This window comes from Bacillus cereus group sp. BfR-BA-01360 (genome assembly GCF_022663595.1).
GTDB classification, from domain to species: Bacteria; Bacillota; Bacilli; order Bacillales; family Bacillaceae_G; genus Bacillus_A; species Bacillus_A cytotoxicus.
Genome location: NZ_JAKUFV010000003.1, coordinates 210042 through 228033 on the forward strand (window position 1 = coordinate 210042; position 17992 = coordinate 228033).

The window sequence follows — 17992 nt, forward strand, 5'->3', positions numbered from 1 at the left end:
CTTTATTATTCTTGTGAAGTATAATATTTAAAGTGAAGAATGGATCATTTTAGCATGATTCCTTATGAAATGAGAATAAGCATAGGATTATATTGGAGAAAGGTAGGTGTGAACCGCAGCGGTCATTTTGAAACATAAGCCGCAGCGGGTAGCAATGGAAAACGAACCAAGAATTTTAGTTGTAGATGATGAGGATCGAATTCGTCGTTTATTAAAAATGTATTTAGAAAGAGAGAACTACGTAATTGATGAAGCTGACAATGGTGATACAGCTTTAGAAAAGGCACTGCAAAATGATTATGATTTAATTCTATTAGATATTATGATGCCTGGAAAAGATGGAATAGAAGTTTGTAAAGGAATTCGTGAGAAAAAAGCAACACCAGTTATTATGCTGACAGCTAAAGGTGAGGAAGTAAATAGAGTACAAGGATTTGAAGTTGGATCTGATGATTATATTGTAAAACCATTTAGTCCGCGCGAAGTTGTTCTTCGTGTGAAAGCTGTATTGCGCCGTTCTGTATCGACAACATTCTTTACACAAGATACAACCACGAAAGATGTAATTGTATTCCCGCATCTAACAATTGATAATGATGCTCATCGCATTACAGCAGATGGACAGGAAGTAAATTTAACACCGAAAGAGTATGAATTGTTACTATTCTTAGCGAAGTCTCCAGATAAAGTGTTTGATCGTGAACAATTATTAAAAGAAGTGTGGCAATATGAATTCTTTGGGGACTTACGTACAGTGGATACACATGTGAAGCGTTTACGCGAGAAGCTCAGTAAAAAATCACCTAATGCAGCGAAGATGATTGTAACTGTATGGGGCGTGGGTTATAAGTTTGAGGTTGTGAACGACTGATGCTTTGGCGGAGTGTAGTAGGTAAGTTATGGATGACCATATTACTGCTTGTTTCGTTTGTTCTTGGCTTTGTAGCGATTTTACTTTCCCAGTTTTTTAGAACGTATTATGTCGATTTGAGTGAGACTAGACTGACGAAAGTAGCTCAAAGTGTCACAGAGCTTGTTGAAGAAGGTGCGGATGTAAAAACGATTGAGAATATCGCATATAAGTTTAGTGACCCGCTTTCACGCATTATTATTGTGAAAGATGGTAAGGAATTCTCTGCTTCTCCGAAACAAGAAGGATTGGTCACACTTACGATAGACGATTTAAAAGCAGATAAAGAATTAGCAGCTGTTTTTATCAACCAGAAAGAAAATAAAAATAAAATTAGACAATTTCCTGATGGGAAAACAAAACAAAGTTCCGAAAATGATATTATGATTGTCGGTAAGCCGTTGAAAGGAACAAAGAATAGCGCGGTATTTGTATATGAATCATTACAAGTTCCAATAAAAGGTATGGAAAAGGCAACGGATTTTATTTTTCTATCAGCCGGAATTGCGATTATTTTAACAACATTCTTTGCTTTCTTCTTATCAACACGAATTACAGCGCCGCTCCGTAAGATGCGTGAAGTAGCATTTGAAGTAGCGCGCGGTAAATTTGATGCGAAAGTGCCGATGGTTTCCCAAGATGAAATTGGAGAGTTAGCTACAGCTTTAAACCAAATGGGAAAGCAATTGAAGTTTAATATGAATGCGCTGCAACAAGAAAAAGAACAGCTATCGAGCATTTTAAGTAGTATGGCTGATGGTGTAATTACGCTAAATCAAGAAGGGGAAGTTGTTGTCATTAATCCGCCAGCGGAACATTTCTTACAAGTATGGCAAGAAGAAAACGACCTGGAGTTAAGTAGAAACTTGCCGCCTGAGCTTGTGGAACAGTTCCATTTTGTTGCTGAGAGTGAACAACAGCAAGTCATTGAAATGAATCTCCAAAAGGGAAATTATGTTGTTTTAATGACGCCTCTTTATAATCAAACGAAAATTCGTGGAGCAGTGGCTGTACTTCGAGATATGACAGAAGAGCGCCGCTTAGAAAAAATGCGAAAGGATTTTATCGCGAATGTATCACATGAACTACGCACGCCGATGGTGATGCTACAAGGATACAGTGAAGCAATCTTAGATGATGTTGTTCAAACAAAAGAAGAAATAAACGAATTTGTACAAATTATCTACGATGAATCTGTTCGTTTAGGGCGTCTTGTAAATGAACTTTTAGATTTGGCTCGAATGGAAAGTGGACATGTGGAATTGCATATGTCTGAAGTGGAGATTCACCCGTTTGTTGAGAAAATCGGACGTAAATTCCAAGGGATTGCACAGGATAAAGGGGTCAAGTTAACTGTTGATTTTCGCACGGAGGTTACAGAGCATACTTTTGATCCAGATCGACTAGAGCAAGTGTTGACGAATTTGATTGATAATGCAATTAGACATACAAGTGCTGATGGGCATGTGAAACTTGTTATTGACAAGAAGGATGCTGGAATTGTATTTGAAGTGCAAGATACGGGTGCAGGTATTCCTGAAGAAGATATTCCATTTTTATTTGATCGATTCTATAAAGCGGATAAAGCAAGAACGAGAGGAAAAACAGGTGGTACTGGTTTAGGTCTTGCGATTGCGAAAAATATTGTTCAAAGTCATGATGGAAAAATCTCGGTATCAAGTGTTGTTGGAGAAGGAACAACCTTCTTTGTATACTTACCAAATCATGCGTTGTAATATATATAACATGGGCATTATATAAGGAATAAGGATAACAGTTCTACTATTTTATTTATTCATTTTGAAGATTGTTTCTCGATTGAATAAAGGATAGTAGAACTTTTTATCCCGCTATTTTAGGGTAGTAAGACTCCATCTTAAGATTCAGAAAGAAGCAAGGAAGATAGGTGGGAGTAGGGCTACCCGTAACAGCCCGATTGGTGAGGGCTCATAATCAGTGGGGGATGAAGAAAACTCCACTGATTAAAGTTTCACTGTATTGAAGAGAGGATGAGCTGAACTGAGACTGTACACTAAAACGGGAGATAAAGGACAAACAAGTGTTGTTGGTGGACGAGTGGATAAAGATCATTATCGTGTGGAAGCATATGGTACGATTGATGAAGTGAACTCTCATATTGGATATGCTATGACTTTCTTACAAGATGGAAAATTTCAAGACATTTATCAGGAATGTGAAAATATTCAACATGAATTATTCGATTGTGGAGGAGATTTGGCCATTGTTGGGCAGAAAGTACCTTATAAAGTGACAGATGAGATGGTGGAATATTTAGAAGAACGTATTGATCAATATATAGAGGAAGCTCCTCCGTTAGAACGTTTTATTTTGCCGGGGGGCAGCAAAGCGGCTGCTGCGATTCATATTGCTCGAACAGTAACGCGAAGAGCGGAACGAGCGATTGTATCATTAAGAAAGCAAGAAGAAATAAATGAAGTTGTTCTGCGTTATGTGAACAGGTTATCTGATTATTTATTTGCGATTGCGAGAGTAGTGAATGCACGTTTGCAAATTGCTGATGTTGAATATAATCGAAGTGCGATTGTGTTTCGGAATAAAGGAAAAAAGGAAGTGGACTGAATCACTTTCTTTTTTTTGTATACTTTTTTCCGTATTATACCACAATAGAGAAAGGATAACGGCTAATAGAAAGCGGAGGATACATATGAAAGTTTTTAAAATTGGTATCATCATAACAGGATTATTCTTTTGTTCCCAATTATATGTTTATGCTGATGAAAATCAGTGGACATGGCCTGTCGACGGTAGAATTAGTGACTACTTTGGGACTAGACATGGAAAACATTATGGGATTGATATTGCCGCTCAAGTTGGAACTCCTGTTGTAGCGATTCGAGATGGCATCGTAACAAAATCGTACTTTTCCAATAGTTATGGACATGTTGTATTTGTAAAACATGGGAAATATGAAGCTGTTTATGCTCATTTAAATAAGCGATATGTTATTCAAGGAGATCGCGTTCGAAACGGTGAAGTCATCGGTGAGGTTGGAAATACAGGTGAATCGAGAGGAGCGCACTTACACCTAGAAATTCATCAAGGAAATTGGACAATTGAAAAAAGAAATGCAATGAATCCATTACTTGTTTTAGATGAAAAGTGGGATCAAGTCGTTTCATCGTCTTTATATGTAGTCCAAAAGGGGGATACGCTCGTTAAAATTGCACATAAGTTTGGGACTACGGTAGACAAAATAAAAAAGAAAAATGCACTGCGGCAAGATCAAATTTATCCAAATCAAAGATTATATATTAATTAAAACAAGAGCTAGCTTCAGCTAGCTCTTGTTTTACCAAAAAATAAAGACACATATAAATCCGGAAATAGCTAAATAGCTATAATAATAAAAGACTTTTGCTCTTGTTTTTTCTTTCGTTCGAAATAAAACAATCGTCGGTTCAATTAAACCGATTGTAAGGCATAACAAACCGAGAAGCATGCACCCAATTGAAAAAGAGTACAGGGCAATTTGTACTTGAAATGGGATAAGCCATTTTAATAAAAATGCAATAAGTGCGGTATAACAAATACTGCCGATGTATTGATTTAATGTTACATTCGAACGAAAGCCTGGTAGTTTTTTTAAAAAAGAACGAGAAACAACCTCTGTTTGTAGAGAGGTATGTTCTTCTATTATTTTTTGAGCATCTTTTCCTTTATGGAACAGAGAAAGAATCCAATTTCGTTTCCCTTGGAAGATGAATCGTGAAGTAGTTAAGTAATGATCGATTTTCACTTTTCTCCAATTGCTCCATGCATGGCGCTCGCATAGCTTTAGTTTACTTTCCGCACTTTTATCATATTGATAAATACTAATTCCTTCTTTATCAAAGGTAGCGTAGTATGTTTCTGTCGAAAATGTGCCTAGGTCAATTGGACAATAGAAAAGCAATTCTTTTTTTAAATAAAAGTATTCTTTTCTTAAGTTTTTTTTCATCGTTTCGCGAATTGAGTGTCTTTTCTCTTTTTTCATGACATTTCCTCCATATTAAGAAAATGCTCTTATCTTAACACTTCAACATCTTATCACTTTTCTGTATGGATAGCTAGAGAATTGAGCTGGAAAATATGAAATAATTGGTTTGAATTGTAAAGTAATAGGTGGTAGAAGATGTGGATTAAAAATAAATAACTTATTTTTAATAAGTTACAATCTTTTTATTCACAACAGCCACATGTTGTTGTATAATGAAGAAGAAAATAGAATATCGGTCTATCTTCGGGGCAGGGTGAAAATCCCGACCGGCGGTAATGAATGAGTATATGAATATGTGAGTTCTAAGCCCGCGAGCCGTTAAGGCAGGATTTGGTGCGATTCCAAAGCCGACAGTACAGTCTGGATGGGAGAAGATGGAGGTTCAAGCGTTCAAAAAAGATTAGTATTTGGACGTCTGTTTGAGGTGCCTAAAATTTCTCCCTTTGTGTAAAACGCAAAGGGTTTTTTTATGATAGGAAAAGCAGGCATAGCAGAACCTTTCTACTTTCCATGAGATGATCGATGGAAAAGGAGAGAGCAGGATGAAACAAAAAAACAGTGTAGTACAAATGGTGAGTGTGGCAATGCTTAGTAGTATTGCGTATCTACTTATGATGTTGGATTTCCCATTCCCAGGATTTCCACCTTTTTTAAAAATTGACTTTAGCGATATACCGGCATTAATTGCAGCGATTGTTTTTAGTCCGATTGCAGGTGTAGTTGTAGAAGGAATCAAAAACATTCTGTATTATGGAGTTCAAGGGAGTTTGACCGGGGTTCCAATTGGAGAAATCGCAAACTTTATTGCGGGATGCTTATTTATTGGACCAGCGGCGTTCCTATTCCGAAAACACCGTACAATCAAAAGTTTAACAATGGGTTTGATGCTAGGAACAATTATGATGGCTCTTATCATGAGTGTGTTAAATTACTTCATCATTTTACCAGCGTACACGTGGTTTTTAAATTCGCCAGCTATGTCGAGCGGTGCTATGCGACAAATGATTGTAACGGCGATACTGCCATTTAATTTAGTAAAAGGAATTGCTGTAACAGTTGTATTTGTAGCATTGTTCTCACGTTTGAAAGTATGGGTATTTGCGAAAATGAAAAATGCATAAAAAGTCATGAGCGGTGAAGATACCGCTCATGACTTTTTAGTATCCACCTATTGATGAGAAGCTAGATGGAAGAGGTTCGTGGATAAATTGAAACTTTAATTAGCAGAGAGGCTTTTTTGTCTTATGCTGAATTGAGCTGCATCACAAAAAATCCCCCTCATTTCCATGAGGGGGATTTTTTGAAGTTAATAAACGGACTATTCGAATTTAAGAGCGTCTCCATCAAATGTTTCATCAGCAACTTTAATGGAATCAGTAGGACAACCTTCAAATGCATCCATCATATCTTCGATTAATACATCTGGCACTTCAACGATTCCTTGGTTATCATCTAATGTTACAAAGGCAATACCTTCATCATCATAGTCATAAATGTCTGGTGCAGCAGCTCCGCAAGCTCCGCATGCGATACAAGTGTCTTTATCAACGATTGTATATTTTGCCATCTTTTTTCCCTCCTGATAATATGTATGTGAAACATTCGCTATAAAAATTATAATCCTATTGTAAAACGGTTCTTCAAACTTTTCAACATAAAATTATAATGATAATGCTTATCAATTAGGGTGTCAACTTATTTTTTAGTTATTTCATAAGATTTTCAAAATGCCTAAATGCTAAGCAGTTTGATACAATAGGAAATAGAAGATAAAAGTTTAGCGGTAGATAAATGTTATTGATAGTGTATTCAATCTTTTTCTATTATTTCCTTCTGAAAAAATTTGCGCGTAGGAAGTTTCATCCATAAAGCTTTTGATTTATTTCTGGAGCCAAGTGTCTAGGAAGGAAAAATATATCGAGAGGTGGAAGCGGTAATGCAATTTCAATACACTATATTATATTGTTTAAAACAATTGAATGGTGAACGAACCGTTTCTTCCATTTATTATTTGTTGAAGGGAAAACGTTCCTCCCAAACGTTACAGGATGGAAAAATATTTCGGATTTCATTTCTTTTTGGTGTATATAAATCGTTGACAAGATCTAATTATGAGCAAGAAATCGAACGTATTTTAGCTTCGGAATGGATTGAAGTTAAGCACGAAAATACATATGTACTAACGGATCGTGGTGAAAAGCAATTAGAGACTTTGGAAAAGACAATGGCTTTCCCAAAGCACTTAGATGGATTGAATTACGGGGATCTTGGCGAAGTTTTTTGGAAAAGGTTATCATTAACGATTCAAACAGTATCGAACTTACAACAGAAAAACACAAAGTTTATTCCTATTCAACAAGATCCAGAAGTAACTCGGTGGGTAAAAGAATTTCTGATTGGGTTACCATATGTAAGAAGTGAATTAGCAACAAGACTATGGGAAGAAATGTACAATATTTTAAAGAATATGGATGAAATAGAAGCGACGATTTTGACATATCGTTTAACAGGGTATGAACGAATTGGTTATACGCTGCAACAGCTTGCTGAAATAATAAATGAAGATGTATTTCGAGTTTATTTGTTATTTTGGAGCACGATTCATTATATGATTCAAGTTGTTTGTCAAAGAGAGAAAGAGTTTCCTTTATTAACGAAAATTGTATCTTATCCGAATGAAAGAGAAGATTTGTTTAGTTTATCAACAAAAAAAACATATAGACTATGGAAACAAGGATACTCATTAGAAGAAATTGCAGTGATTAGAAATTTAAAACTTGCCACAATAGAAGATCATTTTGTAGAAATTGCATTAAGAGAAAAAGCTTTTTCGATTGAAATGTTTATTGAAAAGAATAAGATAAAACGCGTGAAACAAGTGATTGAAACGTTACAAACAAGGAAGCTACGTGCATTAAAACAAGCGGTAGGAGAGGAGATTTCTTATTTTGAAATTCGCCTAGTATTAGCACAACTGGAGGGAACAAATGAAACTTGAAGAGCATTTAAATAAATGGTTTGGATACAAGGAGTTTCGCCAAGGACAGAAAGAGGTTATTACAGACTTACTGCAAGGGAAAGATGTCGTAGCAATGCTTCCAACAGGACAAGGAAAGTCTATGTGCTATCAACTTCCGGGTTTGTTGCAAGGAGGAACGGTATTGATTGTCTCTCCGCTTCTATCTTTAATGGAAGATCAAGTTACACAGCTGAAATATGTTGTGAAAAATCGTGTCATTGCATTTAATAGTTTTCGTACATTAAGTGAGAAAAGAAAAGCGATTAAGCAGTTAGCATGGTATAAATTTGTCTTCGTTTCACCTGAAATGTTGCAATCTGAATTATTAATGAAAGAATTGAAAAAAATTCCTATTTCTTTGTTTGTTGTAGATGAGGCTCACTGCATTTCACAATGGGGATATGATTTTCGAACAGATTATAAAAAATTGGATCAAGTAATTATGCGCATTGGCCGTCCCCCAGTACTAGCATTAACGGCGACGGCTACAAAGGAAGTATTGCAAGATATTATAGTAAGTTTAGGCTTGAAGAATGTCTCCCAGCATGTGTATTCAATTGATCGACCGAATATCGCTATAGAAGTACAGTTTTTAGAAACGATAGAGGAAAAAAAAGAAGCGCTTCTTTCGCATGTTTCTTACTTGCAAGGGCCAGGAATTATTTATTGCTCCAGCAGAGCTTGGACAGAGCGGTTAACGGAGTATTTAAGGAGTAAAGGAATAATAGATGTTGCTTTTTATCATGGTGGAATGGATCATGAAGAAAGGATGTTAATTCAGCAGCAATTTATGAATGACCAACTGCAACTTGTTATTTGCACAAGTGCTTTTGGAATGGGAGTTAACAAACCGAATACAAGGTATATTATTCATTTTCATTATCCTACGAATATTGCTTCCTATTTGCAAGAAATAGGAAGAGCAGGTCGTGATGGAGAGGCGAGTATAGCGATTTTATTATGTAGTCCACTCGATCATGATTTACCTATTTCTATTATTGAAGATGAATTGCCTAATAAAAAGCAAATTCAATTTTTATTTGCTTTATTACAAGAAAAATTACTTCAAACGAAAAGATTACCGATAGAAGATGTGGCAGAAATTTGTTATCATACTGCAGGATTAAATGAACAACATTGGCGTTTTCTTAAGTATCATTTAGAAAAAATGGAAATCGTACAACAAAATATGCTTATATTAGAAGACTTGTCAGATGAAACGATGCAAAAATTAATATTAGAGGTGGAGAAACGCCTTTATAATAAATATAATCAATTAGAAAAGATGAAATCGTGGTTACAAATTCAAGGTTGTAAACGAGAACAATTATTACAGCTGTTCGGGTATGAAAAGGAAGATAAGATAAAAAATTGTTGTGACTACTGCGGTATTATAAAAGAAGAGTATAAAAAAAGACGAGCAAGGCAGTCAGTTTTCGACTATAATTGGGAAACAGAGTTACAATTGCTCTTTGGTATGGGAGAACGGAGGAATGATGAATATTCAAAGGCGTAGCGTTGAAGATATGAGTCCGAAAGAGATACGACTTAACCTCTATATCACACAACTGATTATAATAAGTATTGGATGTTTGCTAGCATATATATTATTTCCAGGAAAAGAAGAATTTTCCAATTTATGGAAATGGGAACCGTTTTCTATTCTTTTCATAGGCGGCGGGATTGCCTGTGGGATTGTGCTAGTAGATTATCTTGCAATGCAAATCTTGCCGGAGTCATGGTTTGATGATGGTGGTATTAATGATCGCATGTTCCGAGGAATGTCAGTGATGCAATTACTAGTTGTGACTTTTTTTATCGGATTTGCTGAAGAACTTTTATTCCGGGGTGTTTTGCAAACACATTTTGGACTTATACTTGCGAGCCTTATCTTTGCCATTTTACATATCCGGTATATTACGAAGCCATTTTTATTCTCTTTTGTTTGTATTATAAGTTTTATTTTCGGATATGTATTTCAATGGACGGGGAATTTGCTTATAACAATTTTCGCCCACTTTCTTGTTGATTTTATAATGGGGCTTCAATTGAGGAAATAAATGAAAGGTGGTGGTGACCAACGTGAGAAGGAAAATTCCTGATTTTGAGGAAGAATTACAAGAAGAACAGGAACAAGAGCAGGTAGAGGAAGGTTTACCGCCGCGTAGCGAGGTTCATAGAGATAAAAAGAAGAAATTTAAAATTAATCATTTCTTTGTTAGAGTATTAACGTTCTTATTTATCTTGTTACCAATATGTATTTTATGGTATACAGATCAATATATTGAAGTGCAAAGTTCAAAAGGAGAGAATGAGACCAATAGAGGAGCATTTGAAGTTATCTTTTTTGATTCGAATAAATCAGTGGAGCAGAAAAAAATAGAGAAACCTAAAATTCACATTGTAAAAGAAGGGGAAACTTTAGAGAGCATTGGCGAGAAATACTTTCCTGGAGAAAATGGAGCTGAAAAGATAGAGGAATATAATCATTTGCAAAATCGTGAGTTAGAAGTAGGACAAAAATTGAAAATACCTATTACGAATCATGAGAAGAAGAATGAATAAGAGAAATGTATATCATGTATTTTTGTTAGACAAAATGAAGTGAATAAAAGAATTATATTCTACTAAGGGAGAAGTTGAGACGAATATATGCTATGGATCATATTAGGTAGTGTCTTTATATGTCTCGGGTTTATTTTTTTCTTTATCATGTATAGGGAAGCGATGCGTGATACAGTATTAGAACATACTTTAACCTTCAAAGACTTTCCGAAAAGCTTTCAAAAGGTGAGAATTTTCTTCATTTCTGATATTCATAGGAGGATTGTGTCCCGCACATTAATCGAAAGAGTGAAGGGACAAGTAGATCTTGTAATTATTGGTGGCGATTTGGCAGAAAAAGGTGTATCTTTAGCGCAAATCGCTTTCAATATTAAGCAGTTAAGGGAAATAGGCCCTGTATATTTTGTGTGGGGAAATAATGATTATGAAATTGAATACCATGAACTAGATGCTCTATTGTTAGAACATGGTGTAAAAGTTTTAGATAATACACGAGTGATATTTGAATCAGGTGCTGGAGAGAAGCTTTGTTTGCTCGGTGTAGATGATGTAGGGTTAGAGCGCGATCGTTTAGATTTAGCATTAGCTGATTGCCAAGAAGATGGTTTTCGAATTTTGATTAGTCACAATCCTGCTATTATAGACAAAATGTCTGGGGAAGAAGGAATTTCTCTTATACTAAGTGGACATACTCATGGAGGACAAATTCGTTTATTCCATTTTAAAAAATATTTAAAGGGTGGCGTATATTATTATTCGAATATGACACTTTTTGTTAGTAATGGATATGGAACGACACTTGTCCCGCTTCGTTTCCGAGCACCTGCTCAAACCCATATCATTACTTTAAAGCAAAAGGAATAGGAGATTTTTAATTTTTAAGGTGGGGGAAATGATGCCAACTTTAAAAGGAAAATATAATATAAAAGCAGTTTCAAAGATGCTTGGGATTCAACCGAGTACACTTAGGGCGTGGGAAAGACGCTATCATATTGTTGCCCCAAAACGAAATGATGCGGGGCATCGATTATATACAGAGGAACATATACAAATCTTAAAATGGTTAATAGACCAGGTGAATAAAGGGATTGCAATTGGACAAGCTGTGCAAATATTAGAGAGAAATCGGTTGCAAAATCACAATGAAATAGAAATGGCATATAATAAAGAAATGCTTTTAGTAGACGATATCCTACATTCTTTGCTAAAATTTGATGAAGTAAAAGCTTCTGCATTCGTAAATGAGGCATTTAGTATATATCCAATTGAAAAGGTGATTACACACATATTTCTCGAAATTACAAAACAGTTGGAGAAGTTAGAAGGAACAAATCAAGTTACAATGGTACAAATGCAATATGTAGAATCATTTTTAGGCACGCGTATAGGTATGATTTATCATAACGCGTATGTACCGAAGTCCTCAGCTTTACAAAGTGTTTTCGCATTTTGTGGACCGGGAGAAGTTCAGGCATTACAGCTGTTTATTTTAACAGTCTATTTACGATTGAAAGGTTACCAAACTATATATATTGGGACAGGCTTGCAAGAAGAAAAAATCAATGAAACGATTGTACAATTGGAACCGGATTATGTAGTGATATCTTGTTTACAAATGAAACATGTGCAAGATACGATGCATTTAGCTCAAAGCTTGCAAACTCAGCATGAAAAGCTTAGTATAGCTCTTCTTGGATCAGCCATCACACATATTTCAACAGACCAGCCATTTGAGAGTGAGTATGTATTTATAGGAAGTACAAAAGAAGAGTGGGATGAATGGTTAAAAATGTCAGAATAGTTGTTCGAAAAGAACCATCTATTTCTCATTTCATATAATAAAAATTAGAAGCGATGGTTTTACGTAAGGAGGTTATAAGATGAGGTTGGAACGCTTGAATTATAATAAAATAAAAATTTTCCTAACATTTGATGATTTATCAGAACGCGGATTGACCAAGGAAGATTTATGGAGAAACGCACCGAAAGTGCAGCAATTATTCCGTGATATGATGCAAGAAGCGAATAAAGAACTTGGATTTGAAGCAAATGGCCCAGTTGCTGTTGAAGTATTTTCCTTACAAGCGCAAGGGATGGTTGTAATTGTAACAAAAGAAAATCATGATATGGAGATAGAAGATGATTTTCGCGATGAGTTTATTGAGATGCAAGTAACTCTAGATGAGAGTGAGCATATATTATATGAATTTGCTACATTAGAGGATGTAATCAATTTATCAGAACGCTTATATAACTTAGGAGTTACTGGCGGAAAGTTGTACACATGGGATGGACGTTTTTATCTCTGGATGGAGGAAGAAACAAAGCTTTTAAAAGCGGATTTTATCGCGATTTTAGCGGAGTATGGTAATCCGGCAACAGTAACGATTTACCGTATTATGGAGTATGGTAAATCGCTAATGGATTCTCAGGCGATTCAACAAATACATCATTATTTTATTTTAAAAGGAAACCTCAGCTAATTAGCAATAGCTTGAGGTTTTTGTTATGACCATATTTTGATTGTTGGATAGGGTGAGATAAAGTGAAACTTTAATCAGTGAGGTTTTTTCATCTCCCGTTGATTATGAGCCCTCATCAATCGGGCTGTTACGGATATCTTCTTTGATTCTCTCTAAATTTTGAGATGAAGCCTTATTGCTCTAAAACGAGATAAAAAGCATTTAAATATTTGAGTATTTTACTTTTCTAAAAGCAATAAAAGGACTATAATAATAGTGAAAACGCTTGCAACAAAAAATAGTTTGCATATATTTGTTAGCGTTTTCTATTGCATTCAAAATTTAACGGTGTATACTAGGCAATGAAGGTTTACTAAACAAGTGAAATTACAGGGGGTTTACTTACTATGGTAGCCGAAAAGGGAACTCAAACACAAACACAACAGAGGGAACAACATTTTGAATTGTTGAATTCAACACAAATTGTTATTAATGAAGCATTAGAAAAATTGGGTTATCCAAACGAAGTATATGAATTACTAAAAGAGCCGGTTCGTATGATGACAGTAAAAATTCCAGTTCGTATGGACGATGGGACTGTTAAAATATTTACAGGGTATCGTGCGCAGCACAATGACGCTGTTGGTCCAACGAAAGGTGGAATCCGCTTCCATCCAAATGTAACAGAAAATGAAGTGAAAGCACTTTCAATCTGGATGAGCTTAAAATGTGGTATCGTTGATTTACCATATGGTGGAGGAAAAGGCGGAATCGTTTGTGATCCGCGTGAGATGTCTTTCCGTGAATTAGAAAGATTAAGTCGTGGATATGTACGAGCAATTAGCCAAATTGTTGGCCCAACAAAAGACATTCCTGCTCCAGACGTATTTACAAACTCACAAATTATGGCATGGATGATGGATGAATATAGCCGTATTGATGAATTTAATTCACCAGGATTCATTACTGGTAAGCCGCTTGTGTTAGGTGGTTCCCATGGACGTGAAACAGCGACTGCAAAAGGTGTAACGATTTGTATTCGTGAAGCTGCGAAAAAACGCGGTATTGATATTAAGGGAGCTCGTGTTGTTGTTCAAGGATTTGGTAACGCTGGTAGTTTCTTAGCTAAGTTTATGCATGATGCGGGTGCAAAAGTAATTGCCATTTCAGATGCTTATGGTGCACTGCACGATCCAAATGGATTGGACATTGATTATTTATTAGATCGTCGCGATAGCTTTGGTACCGTAACAAAATTGTTTAACAATACAATTACAAATAAAGAATTGTTAGAACTGGAATGTGATATTTTAGTTCCAGCTGCAATTGAAAATCAAATAACAGAAAAAAATGCCGCTGATATTAAAGCGAAAATTGTAGTAGAAGCAGCAAATGGCCCAACTACATTAGAAGCAACAAAAATTTTAACAGATCGCGGTATTCTTCTTGTTCCTGACGTACTAGCAAGTGCTGGTGGAGTTACAGTATCTTACTTTGAGTGGGTACAAAATAATCAAGGTTATTATTGGTCAGAAGAAGAAGTTGAAGAGCGTTTAGAAAAAGTAATGGTAAAATCATTTGAGTCTATTTATGAAACATCTCAAGTTCGTAAAGTGAATATGCGTTTAGCAGCTTATATGGTTGGTGTGCGTAAAATGGCAGAAGCTAGCCGCTTTAGAGGTTGGGTATAATAGAATAGAGTATTTGAAAAGCGTGGTTTCCTTTTGAGGAAACCACGCTTTTTTTAGGTGCAAAATGAAGTGAATATAGCTAGTTGAGAAGTTAGAAAGGAGTAAGAATGAAAAATAAGCTGTAATAGAATTTTGGGGAAGAGCTTCTATTCTTTACTTTTAGAGCAAACATTATGGAACTTATAGTTATTGTATGTTAGATGATGATATGGTCTTTTAAAAAAAGATAAAAAAGAACACTTGTTCCAAGCGAACGTTTGTGCTATACTTCTCTTAGATAAACAAAGCGGATATAAAATAAGGAGAGATGAGAGAAATGAAGATGACAGCAGAACAAAGATTTATGATGCCAGCGGACGTTATGGAGCGAGTGGAAGTTTTACGAAATAAACATAGTAAGCGTGGATCTTTATTAAAATCAGTACATACTTTTTTTGGTTTACATACGAAAGAAGATCGTATTTGGTTTTACGGTTTTTATGGAATCGCTGTAAGTATTGTATTATTTATGGTATTTACTTCTAACATTTTTGATTTACTCTTTAAATAAGAAATATGCCATATGGACATAGCGTTTGAATACATATATAGAAGAATGGTAATTTTTTAGAGCGGAGTTGATTAAAATGGCTACGTTCCCAATAGAGCGAAATTATATTGAATATGGAAGTTCGAGACCCGGAATTCGTCTTTCAAAGGTAAGGTTTATTGTGAGTCATGATACGGGGAATCCTGGTAGTAATGCGATAGGTAATAGAGATTATTTTCATGAAATACAGCCGAAAGCTTCGGCGCATACATTTGTAGATGATAAAACGATATTAGAAATTATCCCAATTGATGAAGTCGCTTATCATGTAAGATACAATGTTCCGACAGATAATGAACGATATGGTTATGATGCGAATAAAGCAGCTATCGGAGTTGAACTTTGCTATGGAGGAAATATGAATTTTTGGGATGCGTATACACGTTTTACTTGGTACCATGCATATTTATGCCACTATTTTGGCTTGAATCCGAAAACAGATATTGTATCTCATAAGATGCTGGATCCAGCTCGGAAAATTGATCCTGAAAATGTACTAGGACAACAAGGGATTCGATTTCAGCAATTTTTAGCAGATGTCTATCGAATGTATGTCTCGTTTAGATGACAAATATATGAAAAAAGAATACAATAAAGATAGGTACCTACTGCTGAAAGTAGGTTTTTTCTTGTTTTATAAATAGAGTTTGAGGTAGAAGACTAGGAGTGAACCGAGTATGCAAAAAGAAGCAGCGATTATCATCGGGGGCGGACCTTGTGGGTTGGCAGCGGCAATTTCTTTGCAGGAAGCTGGAATCAACGCGTTAGTAATTGAAAAAGGGAATATCGTAAATGCAATTTATCATTATCCAACTCATCAAACATTCTTTTCATCTAGTGAAAAATTAGAAATTGGTGATGTAGCTTTTATTACAGAAAATCGGAAACCAGTGCGTAATCAAGCGCTTGCCTATTATCGTGAAGTAGTGAAACGAAAAGGTGTGCGTGTACATGCATTTGAGCGTGTTGAACAAGTACAAAAAGATGGAGAGTTCTTTGTTGTTCATACGAAAAAACGAGATGGAAATGAAGAAACATATAAAGCAAAGTATGTGATTGTTGCAACAGGGTATTATGATAATCCAAATTATATGAACGTTCCAGGTGAAGAACTTGACAAAGTATCTCATTATTTTAAAGAGGCACATCCTTATTTTGATCGAGATGTAGTTGTAATAGGTGGAAAGAATTCCAGTGTAGACGCTGCGCTAGAACTTGTAAAAGCTGGAGCACGTGTAACAGTATTGTATCGTGGCGGGGAATATTCACCGAGCATTAAACCATGGATTTTGCCGGAATTTGAAGCGCTCGTACGCAATGGTACGATTCAAATGCATTTTCATGCTCATGTGGAGAGAATTACGGAGCATACGTTAACGTATACAATTGATGGGAAATCCTTTACAATTCAAAATGATTTTGTATTCGCAATGACAGGATACCATCCAGATCATAGCTTCTTGACGAAAATGGGAGTGGAGATTGATAATGAAACGGGACGCCCACTTTACAATGAAGAAACGATGGAAACAAATGTGGAGAACATCTTTATTGCGGGTGTGATTGCAGCTGGTAATAATGCAAATGAAATTTTTATTGAAAATGGACGATTTCATGGTGGAGCAATTGCACAAGCAATTGTATCAAGAGAATCAAAATAAGCTGTCGAATTTCGACAGCTTATTTTTTAATCATGCATAAATATTTTTTGGATTTTTTCTTGCGAATGAGCACATTCTAAAGCAACAAGCAATTTAATACGAGCTTTTTGTGCGTTTAAACCGTATGTGAATACAATCCCCATATCTTTTAATTGTTTTCCGCCACCTTCATAAGAATATACATCTTGAACGATGCCGTTGAAGCAACGGGAAACGAGGATAATCGGGATTCCTTTATGAATTAAACGTTGTAAGCTAGGCAACGTCCTTGGAGGTAAATTACCTTGTCCGAGTGCTTCAATGACGATTCCGTCCACTGGTAAAGTTTCGATTGCAGCTAATAATGTATCATCCATTCCAGCATATGCTTTTAATATAACAACATTTTTTGAAATTTGTTTAACCGTATAGGTCTCGTGATGGACTAAAGCATGATGGAATACGACGCCGCGTTTTGTTACCATACCAATTGGTCCGTACTGAGGACTTTGGAATGTAGCAACATTACTCGTATGTGTTTTCGTTACATTTGTAGCACAGTGAATTTCGTCATTTAATACAACTAAAACACCTTTTCCAATTGCTTCGTCACTGCTTGCGACTTTGACTGCGGATAAGAAGTTATATAGGCCATCAGCACCTAATTCATTGCTAGAACGCATTGCGCCTGTTACAACGATTGGGATATTTGCTTGTACGGTTAAATCAAGAAAATAGGCCGTTTCTTCTAAGGTATCTGTACCATGTGTAATGACTACACCATGAATATTTTCATGCTTGACTCTTTCATCAATGATGACTTGCAATTGCAACATTTCACTCGGTGTCATATGAGGAGACGGAAGATGGAATACATCTTCAACAATTAAATCAAGATCATCTTCTAAATCAGGTATAAATTTCAAAAGAGGATTTTGTTTTCCTGGTTGTACAACCCCAGTTTCTTTATCTTCCTCCATTGCAATTGTTCCACCTGTGTGTAAAACTAGGATTTTCTTCAATGATTATACCCCTTTCGGTTGAAAATACATTTAGAACATATCATGATTTTAGCAAATTCGACAATGAAAATGTATA

19 protein-coding genes and 1 riboswitch are annotated in these 17992 nt (G+C 35.7%); of the genes, 16 read left to right on the top strand and 3 right to left on the bottom strand.

The genetic code is table 11. The features are described from left to right. Window positions 1–154 precede the first annotated feature (154 nt). The 4 genes from MR056_RS04680 (at window position 155) to MR056_RS04695 (ending at window position 4211) form a co-directional block, all read left to right on the top strand. Entirely contained in the window at window positions 155–871 is a 717-nt protein-coding gene (locus MR056_RS04680) for a response regulator transcription factor (RefSeq protein WP_011984275.1), read from the top strand. Beyond that, a complete protein-coding gene (locus MR056_RS04685; RefSeq protein WP_011984276.1) occupies window positions 871–2646 on the top strand; it encodes an ATP-binding protein in 1776 nt (591 codons plus the stop codon). The genes MR056_RS04680 and MR056_RS04685 overlap by 1 nt, the downstream gene beginning before the upstream one ends. A gap of 283 nt (window positions 2647–2929) precedes the next feature. Beyond that, window positions 2930–3511 (top strand): cob(I)yrinic acid a,c-diamide adenosyltransferase, encoded by a 582-nt coding sequence (locus MR056_RS04690; RefSeq protein WP_048722529.1) that lies wholly within the window; start codon window positions 2930–2932, stop codon window positions 3509–3511. An 85-nt stretch (window positions 3512–3596) separates the two neighbouring features. Beyond that, a complete protein-coding gene (locus tag MR056_RS04695) occupies window positions 3597–4211 on the top strand; it encodes a peptidoglycan DD-metalloendopeptidase family protein (protein ID WP_011984278.1) in 615 nt (204 codons plus the stop codon). A 30-nt stretch (window positions 4212–4241) separates the two neighbouring features. On the opposite strand, the gene MR056_RS04700 is transcribed toward MR056_RS04695, so the two are convergent. Further along, complete coding sequence (locus MR056_RS04700; protein WP_011984279.1) at window positions 4242–4925, bottom strand: hypothetical protein; 684 nt, start codon at window positions 4923–4925, stop codon at window positions 4242–4244. A gap of 238 nt (window positions 4926–5163) precedes the next feature. Continuing rightward, window positions 5164–5308: riboswitch (FMN riboswitch) on the top strand. Between the two features lie 162 nt (window positions 5309–5470). On the opposite strand from MR056_RS04700, the gene MR056_RS04705 reads away from it, so the two are divergent. Continuing rightward, the gene (locus MR056_RS04705; RefSeq protein WP_048722532.1) at window positions 5471–6049 is read left to right on the top strand and encodes an ECF transporter S component; all 579 of its coding nucleotides are present in this window, start codon (window positions 5471–5473) and stop codon (window positions 6047–6049) included. A gap of 197 nt (window positions 6050–6246) precedes the next feature. Here the strand turns inward: MR056_RS04705 and MR056_RS04710 are convergent, their stop codons facing one another. After that, complete coding sequence (locus MR056_RS04710; protein ID WP_011984281.1) at window positions 6247–6495, bottom strand: ferredoxin; 249 nt, start codon at window positions 6493–6495, stop codon at window positions 6247–6249. 369 nt (window positions 6496–6864) lie between these two features. Between MR056_RS04710 and MR056_RS04715 the strand changes: the two genes are divergently transcribed. The 11 genes from MR056_RS04715 (at window position 6865) to MR056_RS04765 (ending at window position 16915) form a co-directional block, all read left to right on the top strand. Continuing rightward, window positions 6865–7926 carry a YpbB family protein gene (locus tag MR056_RS04715; RefSeq protein ID WP_011984282.1) on the top strand — a complete coding sequence of 354 codons (1062 nt, stop codon included), beginning with the start codon at window positions 6865–6867 and terminating at the stop codon, window positions 7924–7926. After that, window positions 7916–9463 (top strand): RecQ family ATP-dependent DNA helicase, encoded by a 1548-nt coding sequence (locus MR056_RS04720; RefSeq protein WP_011984283.1) that lies wholly within the window; start codon window positions 7916–7918, stop codon window positions 9461–9463. The genes MR056_RS04715 and MR056_RS04720 overlap by 11 nt, the downstream gene beginning before the upstream one ends. Further along, entirely contained in the window at window positions 9444–10007 is a 564-nt protein-coding gene (locus MR056_RS04725) for a CPBP family intramembrane glutamic endopeptidase (RefSeq protein WP_041810299.1), read from the top strand. The genes MR056_RS04720 and MR056_RS04725 overlap by 20 nt, the downstream gene beginning before the upstream one ends. Window positions 10008–10029: 22 nt before the next feature. Further along, window positions 10030–10512, top strand: coding sequence for a LysM peptidoglycan-binding domain-containing protein (locus tag MR056_RS04730; protein ID WP_011984285.1), 483 nt, complete (start codon window positions 10030–10032; stop codon window positions 10510–10512). A gap of 87 nt (window positions 10513–10599) precedes the next feature. Then, the gene (locus MR056_RS04735) at window positions 10600–11376 is read left to right on the top strand and encodes a metallophosphoesterase (RefSeq protein ID WP_041809578.1); all 777 of its coding nucleotides are present in this window, start codon (window positions 10600–10602) and stop codon (window positions 11374–11376) included. A gap of 31 nt (window positions 11377–11407) precedes the next feature. Further along, window positions 11408–12313 (top strand): MerR family transcriptional regulator, encoded by a 906-nt coding sequence (locus tag MR056_RS04740; RefSeq protein WP_041809581.1) that lies wholly within the window; start codon window positions 11408–11410, stop codon window positions 12311–12313. Window positions 12314–12392: 79 nt separating this feature from the next. Further along, complete coding sequence (locus MR056_RS04745; protein WP_011984288.1) at window positions 12393–12995, top strand: genetic competence negative regulator; 603 nt, start codon at window positions 12393–12395, stop codon at window positions 12993–12995. A gap of 386 nt (window positions 12996–13381) precedes the next feature. Continuing rightward, window positions 13382–14665 (top strand): NAD-specific glutamate dehydrogenase, encoded by a 1284-nt coding sequence (gene gudB / locus MR056_RS04750; RefSeq protein WP_011984289.1) that lies wholly within the window; start codon window positions 13382–13384, stop codon window positions 14663–14665. Between the two features lie 316 nt (window positions 14666–14981). Then, window positions 14982–15215, top strand: coding sequence for a DUF3961 domain-containing protein (locus MR056_RS04755; protein WP_011984290.1), 234 nt, complete (start codon window positions 14982–14984; stop codon window positions 15213–15215). A gap of 76 nt (window positions 15216–15291) precedes the next feature. Continuing rightward, on the top strand, window positions 15292–15822 hold the full coding sequence (locus tag MR056_RS04760) for a peptidoglycan recognition protein family protein (RefSeq protein WP_011984291.1): 531 nt from the start codon (window positions 15292–15294) through the stop codon (window positions 15820–15822). A 109-nt stretch (window positions 15823–15931) separates the two neighbouring features. Next, window positions 15932–16915 carry a YpdA family putative bacillithiol disulfide reductase gene (locus MR056_RS04765; RefSeq protein WP_011984292.1) on the top strand — a complete coding sequence of 328 codons (984 nt, stop codon included), beginning with the start codon at window positions 15932–15934 and terminating at the stop codon, window positions 16913–16915. Between the two features lie 26 nt (window positions 16916–16941). Here MR056_RS04765 and MR056_RS04770 read toward each other — a convergent pair whose 3' ends face one another. Continuing rightward, on the bottom strand, window positions 16942–17916 hold the full coding sequence (locus tag MR056_RS04770; protein ID WP_011984293.1) for an asparaginase: 975 nt from the start codon (window positions 17914–17916) through the stop codon (window positions 16942–16944). Window positions 17917–17992: the final 76 nt, after the last annotated feature.